This window comes from Amycolatopsis sp. lyj-90 (assembly GCF_046549035.1).
Lineage (GTDB): Bacteria > Actinomycetota > Actinomycetes > Mycobacteriales > Pseudonocardiaceae > Amycolatopsis.
This window is the reverse complement of the sequence record NZ_JAJPWP010000012.1, coordinates 212,728-228,394: the sequence shown is the minus strand read 5'-3', so window position 1 is coordinate 228,394 and position 15,667 is coordinate 212,728. Positions and strand designations below refer to the sequence as shown.

16 protein-coding genes are annotated in these 15,667 nt (G+C 68.9%); 6 read left to right on the top strand and 10 right to left on the bottom strand.

All coding sequences use genetic code 11. The features are described from left to right. Window positions 1-30 precede the first annotated feature (30 nt). Window positions 31-1,305 (top strand): tannase/feruloyl esterase family alpha/beta hydrolase, encoded by a 1,275-nt coding sequence (locus ACLJPX_RS37115; protein WP_410604972.1) that lies wholly within the window; start codon window positions 31-33, stop codon window positions 1,303-1,305. 4 nt (window positions 1,306-1,309) lie between these two features. Further along, complete coding sequence (locus ACLJPX_RS37110) at window positions 1,310-1,894, top strand: nitroreductase family protein (protein WP_410604971.1); 585 nt, start codon at window positions 1,310-1,312, stop codon at window positions 1,892-1,894. Here ACLJPX_RS37110 and ACLJPX_RS37105 read toward each other — a convergent pair. The 5 genes from ACLJPX_RS37105 to ACLJPX_RS37085 all read right to left on the bottom strand — a co-directional run bounded on the left by ACLJPX_RS37105 (window position 1,872) and on the right by ACLJPX_RS37085 (window position 7,516). Beyond that, a complete protein-coding gene (locus ACLJPX_RS37105) occupies window positions 1,872-3,716 on the bottom strand; it encodes a helix-turn-helix domain-containing protein (RefSeq protein ID WP_410604970.1) in 1,845 nt (614 codons plus the stop codon). The genes ACLJPX_RS37110 and ACLJPX_RS37105 overlap by 23 nt on opposite strands. Then, window positions 3,713-5,029 carry an MFS transporter gene (locus ACLJPX_RS37100; RefSeq protein WP_410604969.1) on the bottom strand — a complete coding sequence of 439 codons (1,317 nt, stop codon included), beginning with the start codon at window positions 5,027-5,029 and terminating at the stop codon, window positions 3,713-3,715. Before ACLJPX_RS37100 ends, ACLJPX_RS37105 begins: the two co-directional genes overlap by 4 nt. Window positions 5,030-5,052: 23 nt before the next feature. Beyond that, window positions 5,053-5,811, bottom strand: a complete 759-nt coding sequence (locus ACLJPX_RS37095; protein ID WP_410604968.1) for a 3-hydroxybutyrate dehydrogenase — start codon at window positions 5,809-5,811, stop codon at window positions 5,053-5,055. Window positions 5,812-6,290: 479 nt separating this feature from the next. Continuing rightward, window positions 6,291-7,022: an oxidoreductase gene (locus ACLJPX_RS37090; RefSeq protein ID WP_410604967.1), complete on the bottom strand. Its 732-nt coding sequence runs from the start codon at window positions 7,020-7,022 to the stop codon at window positions 6,291-6,293. Beyond that, window positions 7,019-7,516 (bottom strand): phosphoribosyltransferase, encoded by a 498-nt coding sequence (locus tag ACLJPX_RS37085; RefSeq protein WP_101611127.1) that lies wholly within the window; start codon window positions 7,514-7,516, stop codon window positions 7,019-7,021. The genes ACLJPX_RS37090 and ACLJPX_RS37085 overlap by 4 nt, the downstream gene beginning before the upstream one ends. 116 nt (window positions 7,517-7,632) lie before the next feature. Between ACLJPX_RS37085 and ACLJPX_RS37080 the strand changes: the two genes are divergently transcribed. Together ACLJPX_RS37080 and acs are read left to right on the top strand one after the other, a co-directional pair. Beyond that, window positions 7,633-8,211: a GNAT family N-acetyltransferase gene (locus ACLJPX_RS37080; RefSeq protein ID WP_410604966.1), complete on the top strand. Its 579-nt coding sequence runs from the start codon at window positions 7,633-7,635 to the stop codon at window positions 8,209-8,211. A 100-nt stretch (window positions 8,212-8,311) separates the two neighbouring features. Further along, a complete protein-coding gene (gene acs, locus ACLJPX_RS37075; RefSeq protein ID WP_410604965.1) occupies window positions 8,312-10,282 on the top strand; it encodes an acetate--CoA ligase in 1,971 nt (656 codons plus the stop codon). Window positions 10,283-10,351: 69 nt separating this feature from the next. Here acs and ACLJPX_RS37070 read toward each other — a convergent pair whose 3' ends face one another. After that, window positions 10,352-11,206: a GyrI-like domain-containing protein gene (locus ACLJPX_RS37070; RefSeq protein WP_410604964.1), complete on the bottom strand. Its 855-nt coding sequence runs from the start codon at window positions 11,204-11,206 to the stop codon at window positions 10,352-10,354. Window positions 11,207-11,379: 173 nt separating this feature from the next. On the opposite strand from ACLJPX_RS37070, the gene ACLJPX_RS37065 reads away from it, so the two are divergent. After that, complete coding sequence (locus ACLJPX_RS37065) at window positions 11,380-11,883, top strand: DUF6319 family protein (RefSeq protein WP_410604963.1); 504 nt, start codon at window positions 11,380-11,382, stop codon at window positions 11,881-11,883. A 56-nt stretch (window positions 11,884-11,939) separates the two neighbouring features. Here the strand turns inward: ACLJPX_RS37065 and ACLJPX_RS37060 are convergent, their stop codons facing one another. Both ACLJPX_RS37060 and ACLJPX_RS37055 read right to left on the bottom strand, forming a co-directional pair. Beyond that, window positions 11,940-12,275: a cupin domain-containing protein gene (locus ACLJPX_RS37060; protein WP_410604962.1), complete on the bottom strand. Its 336-nt coding sequence runs from the start codon at window positions 12,273-12,275 to the stop codon at window positions 11,940-11,942. Continuing rightward, window positions 12,272-13,579 carry an MFS transporter gene (locus ACLJPX_RS37055; RefSeq protein ID WP_410604961.1) on the bottom strand — a complete coding sequence of 436 codons (1,308 nt, stop codon included), beginning with the start codon at window positions 13,577-13,579 and terminating at the stop codon, window positions 12,272-12,274. The genes ACLJPX_RS37060 and ACLJPX_RS37055 overlap by 4 nt, the downstream gene beginning before the upstream one ends. 109 nt (window positions 13,580-13,688) lie before the next feature. Here ACLJPX_RS37055 and ACLJPX_RS37050 point away from each other — a divergent pair, with 109 nt between their 5' ends. Continuing rightward, complete coding sequence (locus tag ACLJPX_RS37050; RefSeq protein WP_101611132.1) at window positions 13,689-14,369, top strand: DUF2848 domain-containing protein; 681 nt, start codon at window positions 13,689-13,691, stop codon at window positions 14,367-14,369. Here ACLJPX_RS37050 and ACLJPX_RS37045 read toward each other — a convergent pair. Together ACLJPX_RS37045 and ACLJPX_RS37040 are read right to left on the bottom strand one after the other, a co-directional pair. Continuing rightward, window positions 14,333-15,115, bottom strand: a complete 783-nt coding sequence (locus ACLJPX_RS37045; protein ID WP_410604960.1) for a tRNA(His) guanylyltransferase Thg1 family protein — start codon at window positions 15,113-15,115, stop codon at window positions 14,333-14,335. The genes ACLJPX_RS37050 and ACLJPX_RS37045 overlap by 37 nt on opposite strands. Next, window positions 15,112-15,564, bottom strand: a complete 453-nt coding sequence (locus ACLJPX_RS37040; protein ID WP_410604959.1) for an AAA family ATPase — start codon at window positions 15,562-15,564, stop codon at window positions 15,112-15,114. Before ACLJPX_RS37040 ends, ACLJPX_RS37045 begins: the two co-directional genes overlap by 4 nt. Window positions 15,565-15,667 lie beyond the last annotated feature (103 nt).

Genomic DNA, 15,667 nt, shown 5'->3' with positions numbered 1-15,667 from the left:
ATCCGGAAGGGACGCGTTTACCGTCGGCCGATGCGGCTCATTCTGGTCCTCGCGATGATGCTGGCCCTGATCTCGCCCGCCGAAGCGGCGGCGAGCGGATGCGCGAACGTGCGCGTTCCGGGGGCCGCGAAACAACAACTGTCCTGTTTGGACGATCTGACGACCACCGGCACCCTGGCCACCGGGCACACCGTCCAGGCCGACTGGGCCGGGCTGACCTCGGCCGGGTTCCCCGTCCCCCACGGCGTCCCCGGGATCCAGATCGACGGCTACTTCCCGGACACCTCGACGGCCAACACCACGCACGGCTGGAACCACGACGCGCAGTTCGTGCTGCGGCTGCCCGATCGCTGGAACGGCGGGCTCGTGGTCTCGGGTTCGCCCGGCGTGCGACGGCAGTACGCGAACGACCGCGCGATCGGCGACCAGGTCCTCGCCGCCGGGTACGCGTTCGCCGCGACCGACAAGGGCAACACCGGCGCCGACTTCCACACCGACGGACGGCGGCCCGGCGACGCGCTCGCCGAATGGAACTCGCGCGTGACGCAGCTGACCCTCGCCGCGAAGGCCGCCGTCGCCCACCGTTACGGGCGCCTGCCGAACCGCACACTCGCGGCCGGGATGTCGAACGGCGGCTACCTCGTCCGCTGGCAGCTCGAGAACCGGCCGTGGCTCTACGACGGCGGCATCGACTGGGAGGGCACGCTTTGGCACGAGGACGGCCCGAACCTGTTCACCTTCCTCCCGCCCGCGATCAAGGCCTATCCCGCGTACGTCGCCGGTTCCGCCCAGGCACACCAACGGATTCTCGACGCCGGTTTCGCGCCGAGCTCGGAATTCCTGTGGCAGTACCACAACGACGTCTACTGGGGGCTGACCCAGCGCATCTACCAGGCCGAATTCGACCCGTCGTTCACCGGGACCGACTACGACTACACCGCTCGCCCACCGTCGGTGCATCGCGCGGTCGAACGGATCTCGCTGACCGGCCGGATCGGCAAACCGCTGATCACCCTCCACGGCACCCTCGACACGCTCCTGCCGATCACCCGCGATTCCGACGTCTACCAGCGGATGATCGCCGATCAGGGCCGCGCAAGGCTCCAGCGCTACTACCGGATCGTGGACGGCAACCATGTCGACGGACTGTACGACGCCTACCCGGACAAACTGCGCCCGATCGGCCCGTGCTTCCGGACGGCGTTCACCGCGCTCGAAGGCTGGCTCGGCGGCGTCCGCCCGCCGCCCTCGGCGACGATCCCGCGCGCGAGCGGCGACCTCGCGAGCTCTTGCGCACTAAACTGATCTCATGGAATTCCAGGACGTCGTACGACGCCGTCGCATGGTCCGGAAGTTCACCGACGAGCCCGTCGCCCAGGCGAGCCTTCAGCGCATCCTGCGCAACGCGCTGAAAGGTCCCTCGGCCGGATTCTCACAAGGACAAGGATTTCTCGTCCTGACCGGTGAAGAACTCGCCAAGTTCTGGGAGTTCGGAGCCAGCTGGGCGCCGGAATCCGTCACCACGGCACCGGTCGCGATCGTGCCGCTCTCGGTCAAGAACGCCTACCTCGACCGCTACGCCAAGCCCGACAAGGGTTTCGCCGAAGGTGACGACTCCTGGTGGCGCGTGCCGTACTGGGACGTCGACACCGGGATGGCGGCGCTGCTGATCCTGCAGACCGCCGTCGACGAGGGGCTGGGCGCGGTGTTCTTCGGCCTCGCCCCCGAGAGTGTGGAGCGCCTCCACGGCGAGTTCGGCGTGCCGGAGGATCACGATCCGATCGGCGTCGTGGCCCTCGGCCACGGCGACGAGCCCGGCCCATCGCCCGGCTCGTCGGCGACGACGGTCGCTCGACGCGACTTCTCCGACGTCATCCGGTTCGGTCATTGGTGAGACGGTGCAGCCTGAGCGCGAGCTGGAGTTCCAGCGCGCGCTCGGGCGTCTGCCACTGCTCGCCCAGCAACGACGCGATGCGGTCCAGCCGCTGCACGACGGTGTTGACGTGCACGTGAAGCAGGTCCTTCGCCCGCGTCAAGTTGCCGCCACAGGCGAAATACGCCCGTAAAGTGCCGATCAGATCCGTGCCGCGGCGTTCGTCGTAGTCGAGGACCGGGCCGATCGTGGCCGTCACGTACGCGTCGAGATCGGCGTGTTCGCCGAGGAGCAGCCCGACGAACCCGAGGTCGGCCATGCTCGCGCCTTCACCCACCCGGCCGAGGGCGAGCAACGACGCGACACACCGCGCGGCCTCCGCGTGCGCCTCGGCCAGGGCCCGTGGCGAGGTGGCCGGTCCCGCCGCGCCCACCGTCACCGGGCAGTCCATTGTGGACGCGAGTTCGGCGGCGACGGACCGGGCCAGCGCGCCGGCGTCCTCGCCGCGGACCAGCAGGACGACCTCGTCGGCGTGGACACCGACCAGATCCGCGTGCCGGGCGGCGGCCATGGCCAGCCGCCGCCGGGAGACGTCGTCGGAGTGGGCGATCAGCACCGCGTGCGATGTCGACAGATCGACTCCCAGGCGGCGACCTCGTGCCAGCAGCGCGGCGGGATTGCGGCCCGGCGCGGTGAGCAGGTCCGACAGCAGTTCTCCGCGCACCTCGTCCTCGGCACGCGCGACGGACCGCCGCTGCATCAGCAGTACCGCGGTGACCACGCCCGCCCGCTCGAACAGCCGCCTGTCGGCCTCGCCGAGCGACCGCCCGCCACCCAGCACCAGGCTGCCGAGGAACTCCTGCCCGGCCTGGACCGCGCACAGCCAACCGTCCTCAGTGGACACCGCCCGTCCACTCGCGCGGGACACGGACACGGCGGCACGCGAGAGGCTCAGCTCCCCACCGGTCCTGGCCAGCACAGCGCCGTCCGCGTCGTAGACGGCGATCCCGCCGCCGAGCACGTCCGCGACCGCCGCGGCGACCTCGGCCAGGTCACCGCCGCGCAGCACGAGATCCATCAGCCGGTCATGCGCGTCTTCGGCGCGGCGCATCGCGTCGTTGTGCGCGCTGATCGTCGCGTTGGCGGCGTTCAGCTCGGCGACCGCGCGCCGCGTCTCGTCGAGCAGATGCGCGTTGTCCAGCGCGATCGCCGCGTGGTCGGCCAGCGACGACAGCAGCGCGACCTCTTCCGGCGAGAACTCGCGCGTGGTCCGATCCGAGGCGAACAGCACCCCGATGACCTTGCTTCCGATCGCCAGCGGCACCCCGAGGATCGCTGTCAGCCCCTCGTCGAGCACGCCGGTGTCGATCGACGAAGTGTGGCGGAACCGCTTGTCGTTGAAGTAGTCCGCCGTCGCGTACGGCCGCGCGGTCTGCGCGACCAGCCCGCCGAGCCCCTCGCCCATCCCCAGCACGATGTCCTGGAACAGCGCGGAAACCGAGCCGTCGGTCACGCGGACGTAGGTGTTGCCCTCGGTCTCGTCGTTGAGGCTGAGGTACGAGACGTCCACGCCGAGCAGTGCCCGCGCCCGCCGCACGATCGACCGGAGGACGGCGTCCGGATCGTCCAGCCTGGCGAGGTCGCTGGCCGTGTCGAACAGCGCGGCCAGCTCCGCCTCGCGCCGCCGGTGCTCGGCGACGGTGTCGCGGATCCGCAGCGCCAGCTCGGTGGCCTTCGGGTCGACGGGGACGTGCGCCAGCTGCTCACTGCCCGCCCCGGAGGCGAGCAGTTCGAGCAGCCGGCGCAAAGCCCTCGTCGTTTCCGCACCGTCCACAACGGTCATGCTGACACGTGACCGCGCTCCGTGAGAACTTCGGAGTGCAGGGATTCCCCCTTGGTCTCGCGGGCGGCGAGCAGCGCGATCACCGTCAGCACGCACATCGCGACGACGTAGAGCGAGACCGGGACCGTGCTGCCGAACTCCTTGAACAGCGCGACCGCGATGAGCGGCGCCACCGCGCCCGCCGCGATCGACGACAGCTGCCCGCCGACCGAAAGGCCGGTGTAGCGGACCCGCGTCGGGAACTGCTCGGAGAAGAACGCGGCCTGCGGACCGTACATCGCACCGTGCAGCACCAGCCCGACGGTCGCCGCGAGAATGATGACACCGGAATTCTTCGTGTCGAGCATCGCGAAGAACGCGAAGCTCCACACCGCCATACCGATCGCGCCGAACAGATAGACCGGGCGGCGGCCGATCCGGTCGGAAAGAATGCCCCACAAGGGAATGGTCAGGAAATGCACGGCCGAACCGATGAGCACCGCGTTGAGTCCCGCGGATTTCGGCAAACTCAATCCGGTGGTGACGTAAACCAGAATGAACGCGGTGATCACGTAGTACGAAACGTTCTCCGCCATGCGCGAACCGATCGTGATCAGCACCGCGCGCCAGTTGTTCCGGAACACCTCGACGACCGGCGCGTGCTCGGGCGCGCTCTTTTCTTGTGCCGCCAGGAAGACGGGCGATTCGCTGACCGCGAGCCGGATCCAGAGCCCGATCACCACGAGGACCCCGGAAAGCAGGAACGGGATCCGCCAGCCCCAGCTGAGGAACGCCTCGTCGGACTGGGTCGCGGCGAGGATCGCCAGGACCGCCGTCGCGAGCAGGTTCCCGCCGGGGGCGCCGCACTGCGGCCACGACGCCCAGAACCCACGGCGCTTGTCGTCACCGTGTTCGGAGACGATCAGCACCGCGCCGCCCCATTCGCCGCCGAGGGCGAACCCTTGGACCAGCCGCAGCAACGTCAGCAGGATCGGCGCCAGCACGCCGACGGTCGCATACGTCGGGAGGATGCCCATCGCGCAGGTCGAACCGCCCATCAGCAGCAGGCTCAGCACCAGCAGCTTCTTGCGGCCGACCCGGTCCCCGAAGTGCCCGAACACCAGCCCGCCGATCGGCCGCGCGAGGAAGCCGACGGCGTAGGTCAGGAACGCGAGCAGCGTGCCGGTCAGCGGATCGTTGGTGGGGAAGAACAATTTGCCGAACACCAGCGCCGCGGCGGAGGTGTAGAGGAAGAAGTCGTACCACTCGATCGTCGTTCCGATCAGGCTGGCACTGACCACCTTCGCGATCGAGCCACGGGGTTGCGTGGTCACCGGGGACGTCCTTTCTGGAGGGTTCACGCGGCGGTCCAGCCGCCGTCGAGGGGGATCGAGGTACCGGTGACATGGGCGGCGTGGTCGCCGGAGAGCCAGAGCACGCACGCGGCGACGTCCGCGGGTTCGATGAGCCGCTTGATCGCCGAACGCCGCAGCAGGACCTGCTCGATGACGGCGTCGCGTTCGAGGCCGTGTTCTTCGGCCTGCGCTTCGAGCTGACCGGTGACCAACGGGGTCCGGACGTAGCCGGGGCTGACGCAGTTGCTGGTCACCCCGTGTTCGGCGCCTTCGAGCGCGGTGACCTTGGAGAGTCCTTCGAGCGCGTGCTTCGCGGTGACGTACGCGGATTTGAACGGGCTCGCGCGGAGGCCGTGGACGCTGGACATGTTGACCACACGACCCCAGCCTCGGTCGTACATCCGCGGCAGCACGCGGCGGATGAGCAGGAACGGCGCGGTGACCATGAGCGTCTGGAGGCGGGTGAACGTCTCCGGCGGGAACTCGTGGATCGGCGCGATGTGCTGGAAGCCGGCGTTGTTGACGAGGATGTCGACCTCGGCCGGGAGGGTCTCGATGGCCCGGGCGTCGGTGAGGTCGGCGACGTGCGCGATGCCGTCGACCTCGGCCGCAGCCTTCTCGACGGCATCGTCGATGTCGACGAGGTGGACCTTGGCCCCGGCCTGGGCGAGCGCTTCGGCGCAGGCCAGGCCGATCCCGCTCGCCGCGCCCGTGACCAGCGCGGACTTACCCGCCAGATCGCTGTGATACGCACCACTCATGCCCGACGACGTTAGGTCGCTGCAGGCACTTAAGCCATGTGGCTACTCGCTACACCTGCTCAAGATCCCCTGTCGGCACACCACACCCCCGCGTTTCGTCCTCTAGTTGCGGTCGTTCGTCCCGCCAACTACCGCCACTAGAGGACTAAACGCCCGGGGTGTCCGGTCGCGTCCCGCACGTCGGGTCGCCCCGGTGCCCCTCGAGCCCCGCAATGAACGGGCCTTTCCTTGCAAATTTTGCAAGGAAAGGCCCGTTCCTAGCGTCTGCCGGAGGCGGTCCGGGGGGAGGCGGAGGGGGTCCGGGGTCAGCCGGGGGCGGTAGCCCGGGGGGCGCGAGGGGCCAGCCGGGGCCGGTGGCCGGAGGGGCGCGAGGGGGCAGCCGGGGGGGAGGGTGTCTCAAGTCGCGCGTTTCGTCCTCTTGTTGCGGTAGTTGCGCGTGCAAGTACCGCAACTAGAGGACGAAACGCGGGCGGAGGGAGTCAGCCGGCGGCGTCCGAGATGGACTTCGCCTCGCGGGCGCCCGCCTCGAAGGCTTCGCAGGAGAAGAGCAGCCAGGACCGGACGCCCTCGGGAGTCCCGTCCGTAAAAGCCGAAGCGGCTTCGAGGTACTTCGGCACGCGCCGGAAGTACGCGACCTCAGGCACCGTCAGCGCCTTCGGGTCCAGCCCCGTCGCCACCGCCGAAAGCCGGGCCGCCGCCCGCGCGACGATCCCGTCCGCCGACCCGAAAGGCTTCAGCGCCAACAGTTCCCCGTGCACGACGGCGGTGAGCACCGGTCCGGGGACCGACGTCGCGCCGGTGACGAGTTGCGCCAGCATCTCCAGCCGCGGCCCGACGTCACCGGACGACCGCGGTCGTCCCAGCGCGTCGAGGTCCGTCACCAGATCCGACGCGGCGAGGACGTGCAAGCGCGCCAACGCCTGCAGCGGCGCACGCCGCCACACCGGGAGCAGCCCCTCCAGCGCTTCCGCGACGCGCAACGCACCCGCCAGCACCGGATCGGTCACTTCGCCGGATTCCGGCAGTTCGGGCGCCGCGCCCTCGATCCCGGCCGACGCGCGCGCCGACCGCACGGACGCTTCGGCGGCCGTCGCCGCGCCGCCGCGCAGGTTGGCGGGCAGCCGGTGGACGGCGAACACCGCGTCCTGCGCCGATTTCGCGGCCGCCGCGACACCTTCTAGGTCCAGCAGCGGCTTCAGTGGATCCGTCACGCGTCCAGCACCTGACCCTCGCGGCGCACGACCGGCGCCTGCACCGACCACGGGAAGTTGATCCACCGATCCGTGTGCTTCCAGACGTACTCGCATTTCACGTCGGAGCGCGGCTTCTCGTAGACGACCGCGCAGCGCACCTCGGCGACGTGGTCGGCGCAGAAGTCGCGGACCAGCTTCAACGTCGCGCCGGTATCCGCCACGTCGTCGGCGACGAGCACCTTCTTCTTCGTCAGGTCGACGACGTTCGGTACCGGCGGCAGCATCACCGGCAGGTCGAGACGCTGATCGACGCCGGTGTAGAACTCGACGTTCATCACGTGCAGGTTCTTCACGTCCAGTGCGTAGCCGAGCGCGCCGGCGACGAACAGCCCGCCGCGCGCGATCGACAGGATCAGGTCCGGCTCGAACCCGTCGTCGGCGACGGCCTGCGCCAGCTCCCTGCTGGCCGTTCCGAACAACTCCCAGGTGAGCTCTTCCCGCTCCTCGGCCATGCGCGCCTCGCCTTCTCGATCGTTCCCGCGAGCATAGGCAACGCCTCAGTGGCCTTCTCGAATGCTTCGAAACTGGCTATCCAGCAGGGCCAATGCCGGGACGTAACGTCAAGATCGTGAACGACTGGAACGACCACGCGACCCTGGCGGGCGAACGCGTCCGCCTCGAACCGCTCACCCGCGACCACGCCAAAGGACTCTTCGAAGCCGGATCCGACCCCGCGATCTGGACCTGGCTCAGCCTCCGGCAGCCCCGGGACCTCGCCGCGGCCGAAGCGATGGTCGAAGACATCCTCGCCGACCCGGACCGCCGCGCCTGGGTACAGCTCGACGCGCACACCGGCGAGGTCGCGGGCACGACGTCGTTCTACGCGATGAACGCGCGCCACAAGATCATTTCCCTCGGCTACACCTGGATCGGCTCCGCGTGGCAGCGGACCGGGCTCAACCGCGAGTCGAAACTCCTGTTGCTGCGCCACGCTTTCGACGACCTCGGCGCGAACCGTGTCTCGTGGGAGACCGACATCAACAACCTGAAGTCACAGAAGGCGATCGAACGCCTCGGCGCACAGCGGGAAGGGGTGCTGCGCGCGCATCGCGTCCGGCCCGACGGAACCGTCCGTGACACCGTTGTCTACTCCCTCACCGGACCAGAATGGCCCGCGGTCCGTTCCGCTTTGTCCTCAAGCGGATGAATGCCGCGCGCAACCACGATGCAACCTTTTACTTCGCGTCGTAACGTCGATAGCGTGCCAACGGGCGTGAAGACACGCGAATCACAGGAGGCATCGCACCATGACCGAGCAGTCGCCGGCGCTGGACAATTTGCTCACGGAGAGCAGGACCTTCCCCCCGAGTGAGGCTTTCAGCGCGCAAGCGAATGCCACCGCCGACTTCTACGCCGAAGCCGACGCGGACCGGGAAGCTTTCTGGGCCAAGCAGGCCGAGCGCCTCCACTGGGACACGAAGTGGTCGCAGGTATTGGACTGGACCAATGCGCCGGTCGCGAAGTGGTTCGTGGGCGGGAAGCTGAACGTCGCCTACAACTGTGTCGACCGCCACGTAGACGGCGGACACGGAGACCAGGTCGCCATCCACTGGGTCGGCGAGCCCGGCGACAGCCGTGACATCACGTACGCGCAGCTGAAGGACGAGGTCTCCCGGGCGGCGAACGCCTTCGAGTCCCTCGGCCTCACCGCGGGCGACCGCGTCGCCATCCAGATGCCGATGGTGCCCGAAGCGATCTTCGCGATGCTCGCGTGCGCCCGCATCGGTGTTCTGCACAGTGTCGTCTTCGGTGGTTTTTCCCCGACAGCGCTGCGATCCCGGGTGGACGACCAGGCGGCGAGGATCGTCATCACCACCGACGGCCAGTACCGCCGCGGCAAGGCCGCGCCGATGAAGGTCAACGTCGACGAAGCGCTCGAAGGCGCCGAATCGGTCGAGAAGGTCATCGTCGTCCGCCGCACCGGCGACGAGGTGCCCATCACCGAAGGCCGCGACCTCTGGTGGCACGAACTGGTCGACGGCCAGTCCGCGGAGCACGCGCCGCAGGCGTTCGACTCCGAGCACCCGCTCTTCATCCTCTACACCTCCGGCACCACCGGGAAGCCGAAGGGCATCCTGCACACCTCCGGCGGTTACCTGACCCAGGCGGCGTACACGCACCACAACGTCTTCGACCACAAGGCCGGCGAAGACGTCTACTGGTGCACCGCCGACATCGGCTGGATCACCGGGCACACCTACATCGTGTACGGGCCGCTGGCGAACCGGACGACGCAGGTCGTCTACGAAGGCACGCCGAACACGCCGCACGAGGGCCGCCACTGGGAGATCGTCCAGCAGCACAAGGTCTCCATCTACTACACCGCGCCCACGTTGATCCGCACGTTCATGAAGTGGGGCAACGAGATCCCGGAGAAGTACGACCTCTCCTCGCTGCGCGTGCTGGGCAGCGTCGGCGAGCCGATCAACCCCGAAGCGTGGATCTGGTACCGCGAGAACGTCGGCGCGAACTCGGCGCCGATCGTCGACACCTGGTGGCAGACCGAGACCGGCGGGATCATGATCTCGCCGCTTCCGGGCGTCACCTCCACGAAGCCGGGCTCCGCGCAGAAGGCGCTGCCGGGCATCTCGGCGAAGGTCGTCGACGACCAGGGCGTCGAGGTCGGCAAGGGTGGCGGCGGCTACCTGGTGCTCGACAAGCCGTGGCCGGGCATGTTGCGCGGCATCTGGGGCGACGAGGAGCGGTTCCGCGACACCTACTGGTCGCGCTTCCGCGACCAGGGCTACTACTTCGCCGGTGACGGCGCGAAGTACGACGCCGACGGCGACATCTGGCTGCTGGGCCGGGTCGACGACGTGATGAACGTGTCCGGGCACCGCATCTCGACCACCGAGGTCGAGTCCGCGCTGGTCTCGCACCCGACGGTCGCCGAGGCCGCCGTCGTCGGCGCGTCCGACCCGACCACCGGACAGGGCATCGTCGCGTTCGTCATCCTGCGCGGCAACGCCGTCGACGGTGGTGACAAGGCCGTGCAGGAACTGCGCAACCACGTCGCCAAGGAGATCGGCCCGATCGCGAAGCCGCGGCAGATCCTGGTCGTGCAGGAACTGCCGAAGACGCGGTCCGGCAAGATCATGCGCCGCCTGCTGCGCGACGTCGCCGAGAACCGCCAGGTCGGCGACGTCACCACGCTGGCCGACTCGTCCGTGATGGACCTGATCTCTTCGGGCCTGAAGTCGGGCAAGTCCGAGGAGTAGCTCCCGAGAGCGCTATGAAAGGCCCGTTACTTGCAAATTTTGCAAGTAACGGGCCTTTCATAGCATCGGTCAGGCAGGCTCGACAGCCAGCCAAAGCTCACAAGTGGCGGTCCCGAAGTCGTCCGAGTGCTCCAGGATCGTGACGATCGACGGCCCCGGCCGCAGCCGCCACGGGTTGGACGGGAACCACTCGGTCGCCGTCGCCGCCCACACCTTCTGCAGCGCCTCCGGATGCGGGCCGTCGGTACGGAAGACCGCCCACCGCCCGGACGGCACCTCGATGACGTCGAGATCGCCGGGCGCTTCCCCGGTGATGGCGACCCCGTGCAGGTAGGTCAGCTCGGCGCCGTCCGGGTCGAGAGCGTCGCTGACCTGCAGCAGCCCCGGCGGCTCGGTGTCGCTGAGCGCTTTCAGCCGGGCGTGCGCTTCCGGCGGCAGCGCGGTGATGTGCCGTTGGATGTGCGGATTGACGCCCTCGTGGACCAGCGGGACGCGGGTCGCGTGCCCGACGAGCCGGAAAGCGGGGCGGTCGACGATGCGGGTTTCCATGGGGATGCTCCCTTCGACGCTCAGGCGGAACCTGAGCCGCGGTTGTGTGCGAAGGGGGCCTCCGTCGCGGCGGACGTCACCGGGACCGGCGCCGTGGACCGCCCGGAACGCCCTGCCGAACGCCTCTGCCGAGCCGTAGCCGTACCGGACGGCGATGGTCAGCAGATCGTCCTCGCCACGGACGACGTCGGCGACGGCGGCGGTCATGCGGCGACGGCGGATGTACTCCGACAGCGGCATTCCCGCCAGCGACGAGAACATCCGGCGCAGGTGGTACTCGGTCGTGCCGAGCGCACCGGCCAGCCCGATGACGTCGAGCTCGTCGGTGAGGTGCTCATCGACCAGGTCGACGAGCCGGTTGAGTGCCGAGATCACGAGGCCTCCCTTCGCCGTCGACTCTGACGGAGCGCGACCGGACCGCGCCCGATCGTCGCGGACCGATCCGATCATGCGACACGCTTAGCACACCCTGCCGCGCGACAGTCGAACGCCTGTTCTAGGATGTGCCGGGTACCACCCCATACCCGGGCAAGGAGACGACACCGACGATGACCGTGGATGCCTTGACACGCACTGACGCCGTGTCCGAAGAAGCGGCTACTGAAGCGCCCGTCGACTCGAAGCCGCAGGCAGAGTCCACCGAGACGGCCGAGAACGCGACGGCCACCGAGACCGGGGACTCCCCGGCCGAAGACAAGACGGAGACCCCCGCCGGAGAAGCCGCGGCGGAGTCCCCCAAGCCCAAGCGTGGCCGCCCCAAGGTCGCCACGACGGCGAAGAAGACCCGCACCGTCGAGCTGACGCTCACGGTCACCGGCACCGCCGACGGCGAGTGGCAGGCCGAGCTCAAGAACGGCGCCAAGTGGGTCGCGAAGGGCCTGGAGATCCCGGCCGCCGCCGTGTCCCGCGCCGCCAAGGAACTGCACGCGGACCTGTCGGGCCCGATCGACGAGGTCATCAACGCCGCTCGCGAGCTTCAGGCCGCGAAGGTCGCCCAGCTCGAAGCCGAGCTGGAGAAGGCGAAGCTGGCCCTGGCCGAGCTGGACGCGTAAGACTTTCCTCCCGACCGGGGCGGACGCTGGAACTTCAGTGTCCGCCCCGGTTTCTTTTATCCGCTGATCGGCGGCCGCGACGGCAGTGGCGTTTTGAACTCGATCCACTGACTGTCCACAATGGCCTCGACGCTGTGCGGGACACCGCGCGGGTGGACGATCGTCTCGCCCACCTCGAGCGTCACCTCCCGGCCGTCGAGCGTGCCGCGCAGCGAACCCGAAACCAGGTACACGATGCTGTCGTGATCGTGGCTGTGCACGGGAGAGGCGACGCCCGCCGGGTAGAAGATCTCGTACACCAGACCGCCTTCCGCCGTGGCGGCCGTCCGGAACCGGCCCTGTCCGCCGATCAGCGACAGACCCTCCACTGTGGACATCGGCGTCCAGGTCATCGAGCGGCCTCCAGGGCCGCGGCCTCTTCCTCGCGGTCCGGGTCACGGGCGAGCAGGACCCCGATGACGGTCACGACCGCGGTCGCCAGCAGGTAGACCCCGATCGCGAGCCAGCTGTCGAAGCCGGCGAGCAGCGCCGTGAACAGCAACGGCGCGGGCGCTCCGCCGATGACCCCGGCGAGGGTGTACGCCAGCGAGCTGCCGGTGTAGCGCAGTCGCGGCGAGAACTGCTCGGTGACGAGCGCGGCCTGCGGCCCGTAGAGCGCCGCGTGGATGACGAGCGCGAGCACGATGCCGATCGCCAGCATCGCGAACGAACCACCGCTGACCATCGGGAAGAACACGAACGGCCAGATCCCGGCGGCGATGGTCGCGAACAGGTACATCTTGCGGCGCGAGACCCGGTCCGACAGCGCGCCGAACAGGGGCATCAGTACCAGCTGGAACGCCGAGCCGATCATCACCGCGGCCAGCCCGGCGCCGCGCGAGAGGCCGGTGTGCGTGGTGACGTAGGTCAGCACGAAAACGGTGAACAGCGCGTAGAGGACGTCCGGGCAGACACGGATCAGCACGGCCGCGATCAGCGCGCGGCGTTCGGTGCGGAAGACCTCGGAGATCGGCGCCGACGAACGTTCGCCACGCTCCTGGAGCTGCTTGAAGACCGGCGTTTCCTCCAGCTTGAGGCGGATCCACAGGCCGAACACGACCAGCACTCCCGACAACAGGAACGCGATCCGCCAGCCCCAGCTGTTGAACTGGTCCTCGGTCAGCAGCGCGGCCAATACGGCGAGGACGCCGTTCGCGAGCAGGTTGCCCGCGGGCGGGCCGATCTGCGCGGCCGACGCCCAGAACCCGCGTTTGCCCGGATCCCCGAACTCACTCGACAGCAGGACGGCGCCACCCCATTCGCCGCCGATGCCGACACCCTGTGCGAAGCGCAGCGCCACGAGCAGGATCGCCGCGAAGCCGCCGATGCTCTCGTACGTGGGCAGGACGCCGATGAGGAACGTCGCGACCCCGGTGAGCACGAGCGTCATGACCAGGATGCGCTTGCGGCCGAGCACGTCGCCGAGGCGGCCGAAGATGAACCCGCCGAGCGGCCGGGCGAGGTAGCCGACGGCGTAGGTGGAGAACGCCGCCATCGTGCTCGCGAGCTGGTCTTCCGAGGGGAAGAAGAGATGCCCGAAGATCGTCGCGGCCGCCACCGAGTAGGCCGCGAAGTCGTACCACTCGAGCGCTGTTCCCGAGAGGCTGGCCGCGAAGGCCTTGTGCAGCGAGCGCCGGTCACCGGCTGGTGCGGTCATGTCCACTTCCCGTCCGTTCGAGGTCCCTCAACCCCGCCGGGAGGGGTTGAATTGCGGATATACTCCTTGTATACAAGCTGTATGCGCAACCCCCAATTTCGGAGGACAGATGCCTGAGCTGCGTTTCACCCTTCCCGACGGCCAGGAGCGGCGGACCGAGGTCCACACGCTGCTGAACGCCGGATACGCCGGTCGCAGCCAGGAAGACGTCGCCGCCCACGTGGCCGAACTGGCCGAACTCGGTGTCCCGGCGCCCTCGGTGATCCCGGCGCTCTACCCGGTCGCGCCGTACCTGGCGAGCCAGACCGAAGAGGTCCCCGTGCAGCACGAACGGACCTCCGGCGAGGCGGAATGGGCCCTCGTCATCACCGGTCCGGCCCCCGAGGACGTCCTGCTGACCGCCGCCTGCGACCACACCGACCGCGCGCTCGAAGCCCATGGCGTCGCGTGGAGCAAGAACGCCGGCCCCGACGTCCTCGCCGCCAAGGCGTGGCGGCTCGTCGACGTCCAAGACCGGCTCGACGAGCTCACGCTGTCCGCCTGGGCCGGGGAAACCCTGATCCAGCAAGGAAAACTCGCGGAACTGCTGCCGCCGTCGTACTGGCTGGACGTGCTGCGCGAACGCGGTCTGCACGCGCCGGGCACGGTGCTGATCTCGGGCACGATCCCGATGGTGCACGGCGTCGACCAGTTCGCCGACTCCTGGCGCGTGGAACTGGGCGACCCGGCGACCGGCGAGACGATCGACCTCGCCTACACCGTGCGGCGGCTGCCCGAACCGATCGGCTGAAGCAGCTCGCCGAGGAAGGCGCGGTACTCGGCCTTCATCGGCAACTCGCGCTCGACGCGGACGCGGCGGCGGGTCGCGGAGACCTCGATCTCGCGCACCGGGTCGAAACCCGTGCGTTCATAGGTCTCCCAGTACAGCCCGACGCCGCGTCGCTGCCAGGTGGGCACTTCGGCGAAATTGACGCCGTGCGCGAAGAGCAGTTCGTTCTTTTCCGCGGTACCCGCGCCTTCGATGGCGGCCCCGGCCTCACTCGCCGACTTCCCCGCCTTGCGCAGGATCCAGTAGCACCAGCCGTTGAGCGCGCAGCGGGTCGCGTCCGCCTGACGCCACGAGAAGTAGTCGACGACGTCGTCGGCCGTCGTGCCGAGCCAGACCCGGCCGTCGAAGTGCGCGGGCGTCCCCGCCGCGTGGGTGAACGCGGCCGACGCGACCCCCGCGGAGATCGACACGAGCTTCTCGACACCCCGGCCGAAGAGGTCGGCGGCGGGGTCGAGCAGGACCGAGATCTCGTCGCTTTCCGTGTAGACGTAAGGCGAAGCGAACTCCGCGAGCAAGGCGTTCGCGGTTTCGACCATGCACTCGCCGAACCGCGGATCGAACGGCTTCTCGAACCGCGCTTCGGTGAACTTGGAGAATCCCCTGCCGTCGACGCGGAGCACCGTCCAGGAGCCAGGCGGCACCGTCAGACCGTGGAACCACTCGCGTTCCCGTTGCCGTGCTTCGAAACCGCCGGACTCCACGATCACCCCCGTTCCACGACGAAACCGCCCTCGCCGTCGAAACCGACGGTGTACAGCTCGTCGAAACCGTCCTCGGCGCCAGGTCGCCTGAGGCGTTTGAGCGTCGCATACAGACCGACGTCCGGCACCCGGGTTTTGCCTTGCCGGCGTGCGTTGCGCTCCTGCGAACCGACGAAGTCCGGCGGGAACCAGTACCCGGCAACCTTCGCACCGTACTTTTTGGCGACCTCGATCAGCGGCACCCACTCCTCGGCCGACGGGTTGGTGTTGTCCACGACCACCGAACGACCGTCTTCGAGCGCCTCGGTGAGCATCCGCAGCTGGCGGACCTGCGGACGGCGGGCGTTGGGGAAGGTGTCCTTGCTGACGTGGACGTGCGTGTCCGCGAACTCCCGCCGGAAGAACGTCGTCTTCCCGGACGCTTGGAGCCCGATCAGGATCACCACTTCGGCCACAGGCACAACTTAGCCCGGTACAGGTGGGTCGTGAGTGGCGTTTTCTGTCGCTCGCCCGCACGCTGGCTTTCGCGACGGTTCCGGGTTTGCCCGCATTGACCGA

Excerpts from the sequence above, each read along its gene's own strand:
- ACLJPX_RS37085 (WP_101611127.1), bottom strand. The coding sequence starts at position 7,516 with ATGGCCGAGGAGCGGGAAGAGCTCACCTGGGAGTTGTTCGGAACGGCC.
- ACLJPX_RS37060 (WP_410604962.1), bottom strand. The coding sequence starts at position 12,275 with ATGACCTGGACGCCGATGTCCACAGTGGAGGGTCTGTCGCTGATCGGC.
- acs (WP_410604965.1), top strand. The coding sequence starts at position 8,312 with ATGACCGAGCAGTCGCCGGCGCTGGACAATTTGCTCACGGAGAGCAGG.
- ACLJPX_RS37050 (WP_101611132.1), top strand. The coding sequence starts at position 13,689 with ATGCCTGAGCTGCGTTTCACCCTTCCCGACGGCCAGGAGCGGCGGACC.
- ACLJPX_RS37110 (WP_410604971.1), top strand. The coding sequence starts at position 1,310 with ATGGAATTCCAGGACGTCGTACGACGCCGTCGCATGGTCCGGAAGTTC.
- ACLJPX_RS37095 (WP_410604968.1), bottom strand. The coding sequence starts at position 5,811 with ATGAGTGGTGCGTATCACAGCGATCTGGCGGGTAAGTCCGCGCTGGTC.
- ACLJPX_RS37105 (WP_410604970.1), bottom strand. The coding sequence starts at position 3,716 with ATGACCGTTGTGGACGGTGCGGAAACGACGAGGGCTTTGCGCCGGCTG.
- ACLJPX_RS37115 (WP_410604972.1), top strand. The coding sequence starts at position 31 with ATGCGGCTCATTCTGGTCCTCGCGATGATGCTGGCCCTGATCTCGCCC.
- ACLJPX_RS37055 (WP_410604961.1), bottom strand. The coding sequence starts at position 13,579 with ATGACCGCACCAGCCGGTGACCGGCGCTCGCTGCACAAGGCCTTCGCG.
- ACLJPX_RS37065 (WP_410604963.1), top strand. The coding sequence starts at position 11,380 with ATGACCGTGGATGCCTTGACACGCACTGACGCCGTGTCCGAAGAAGCG.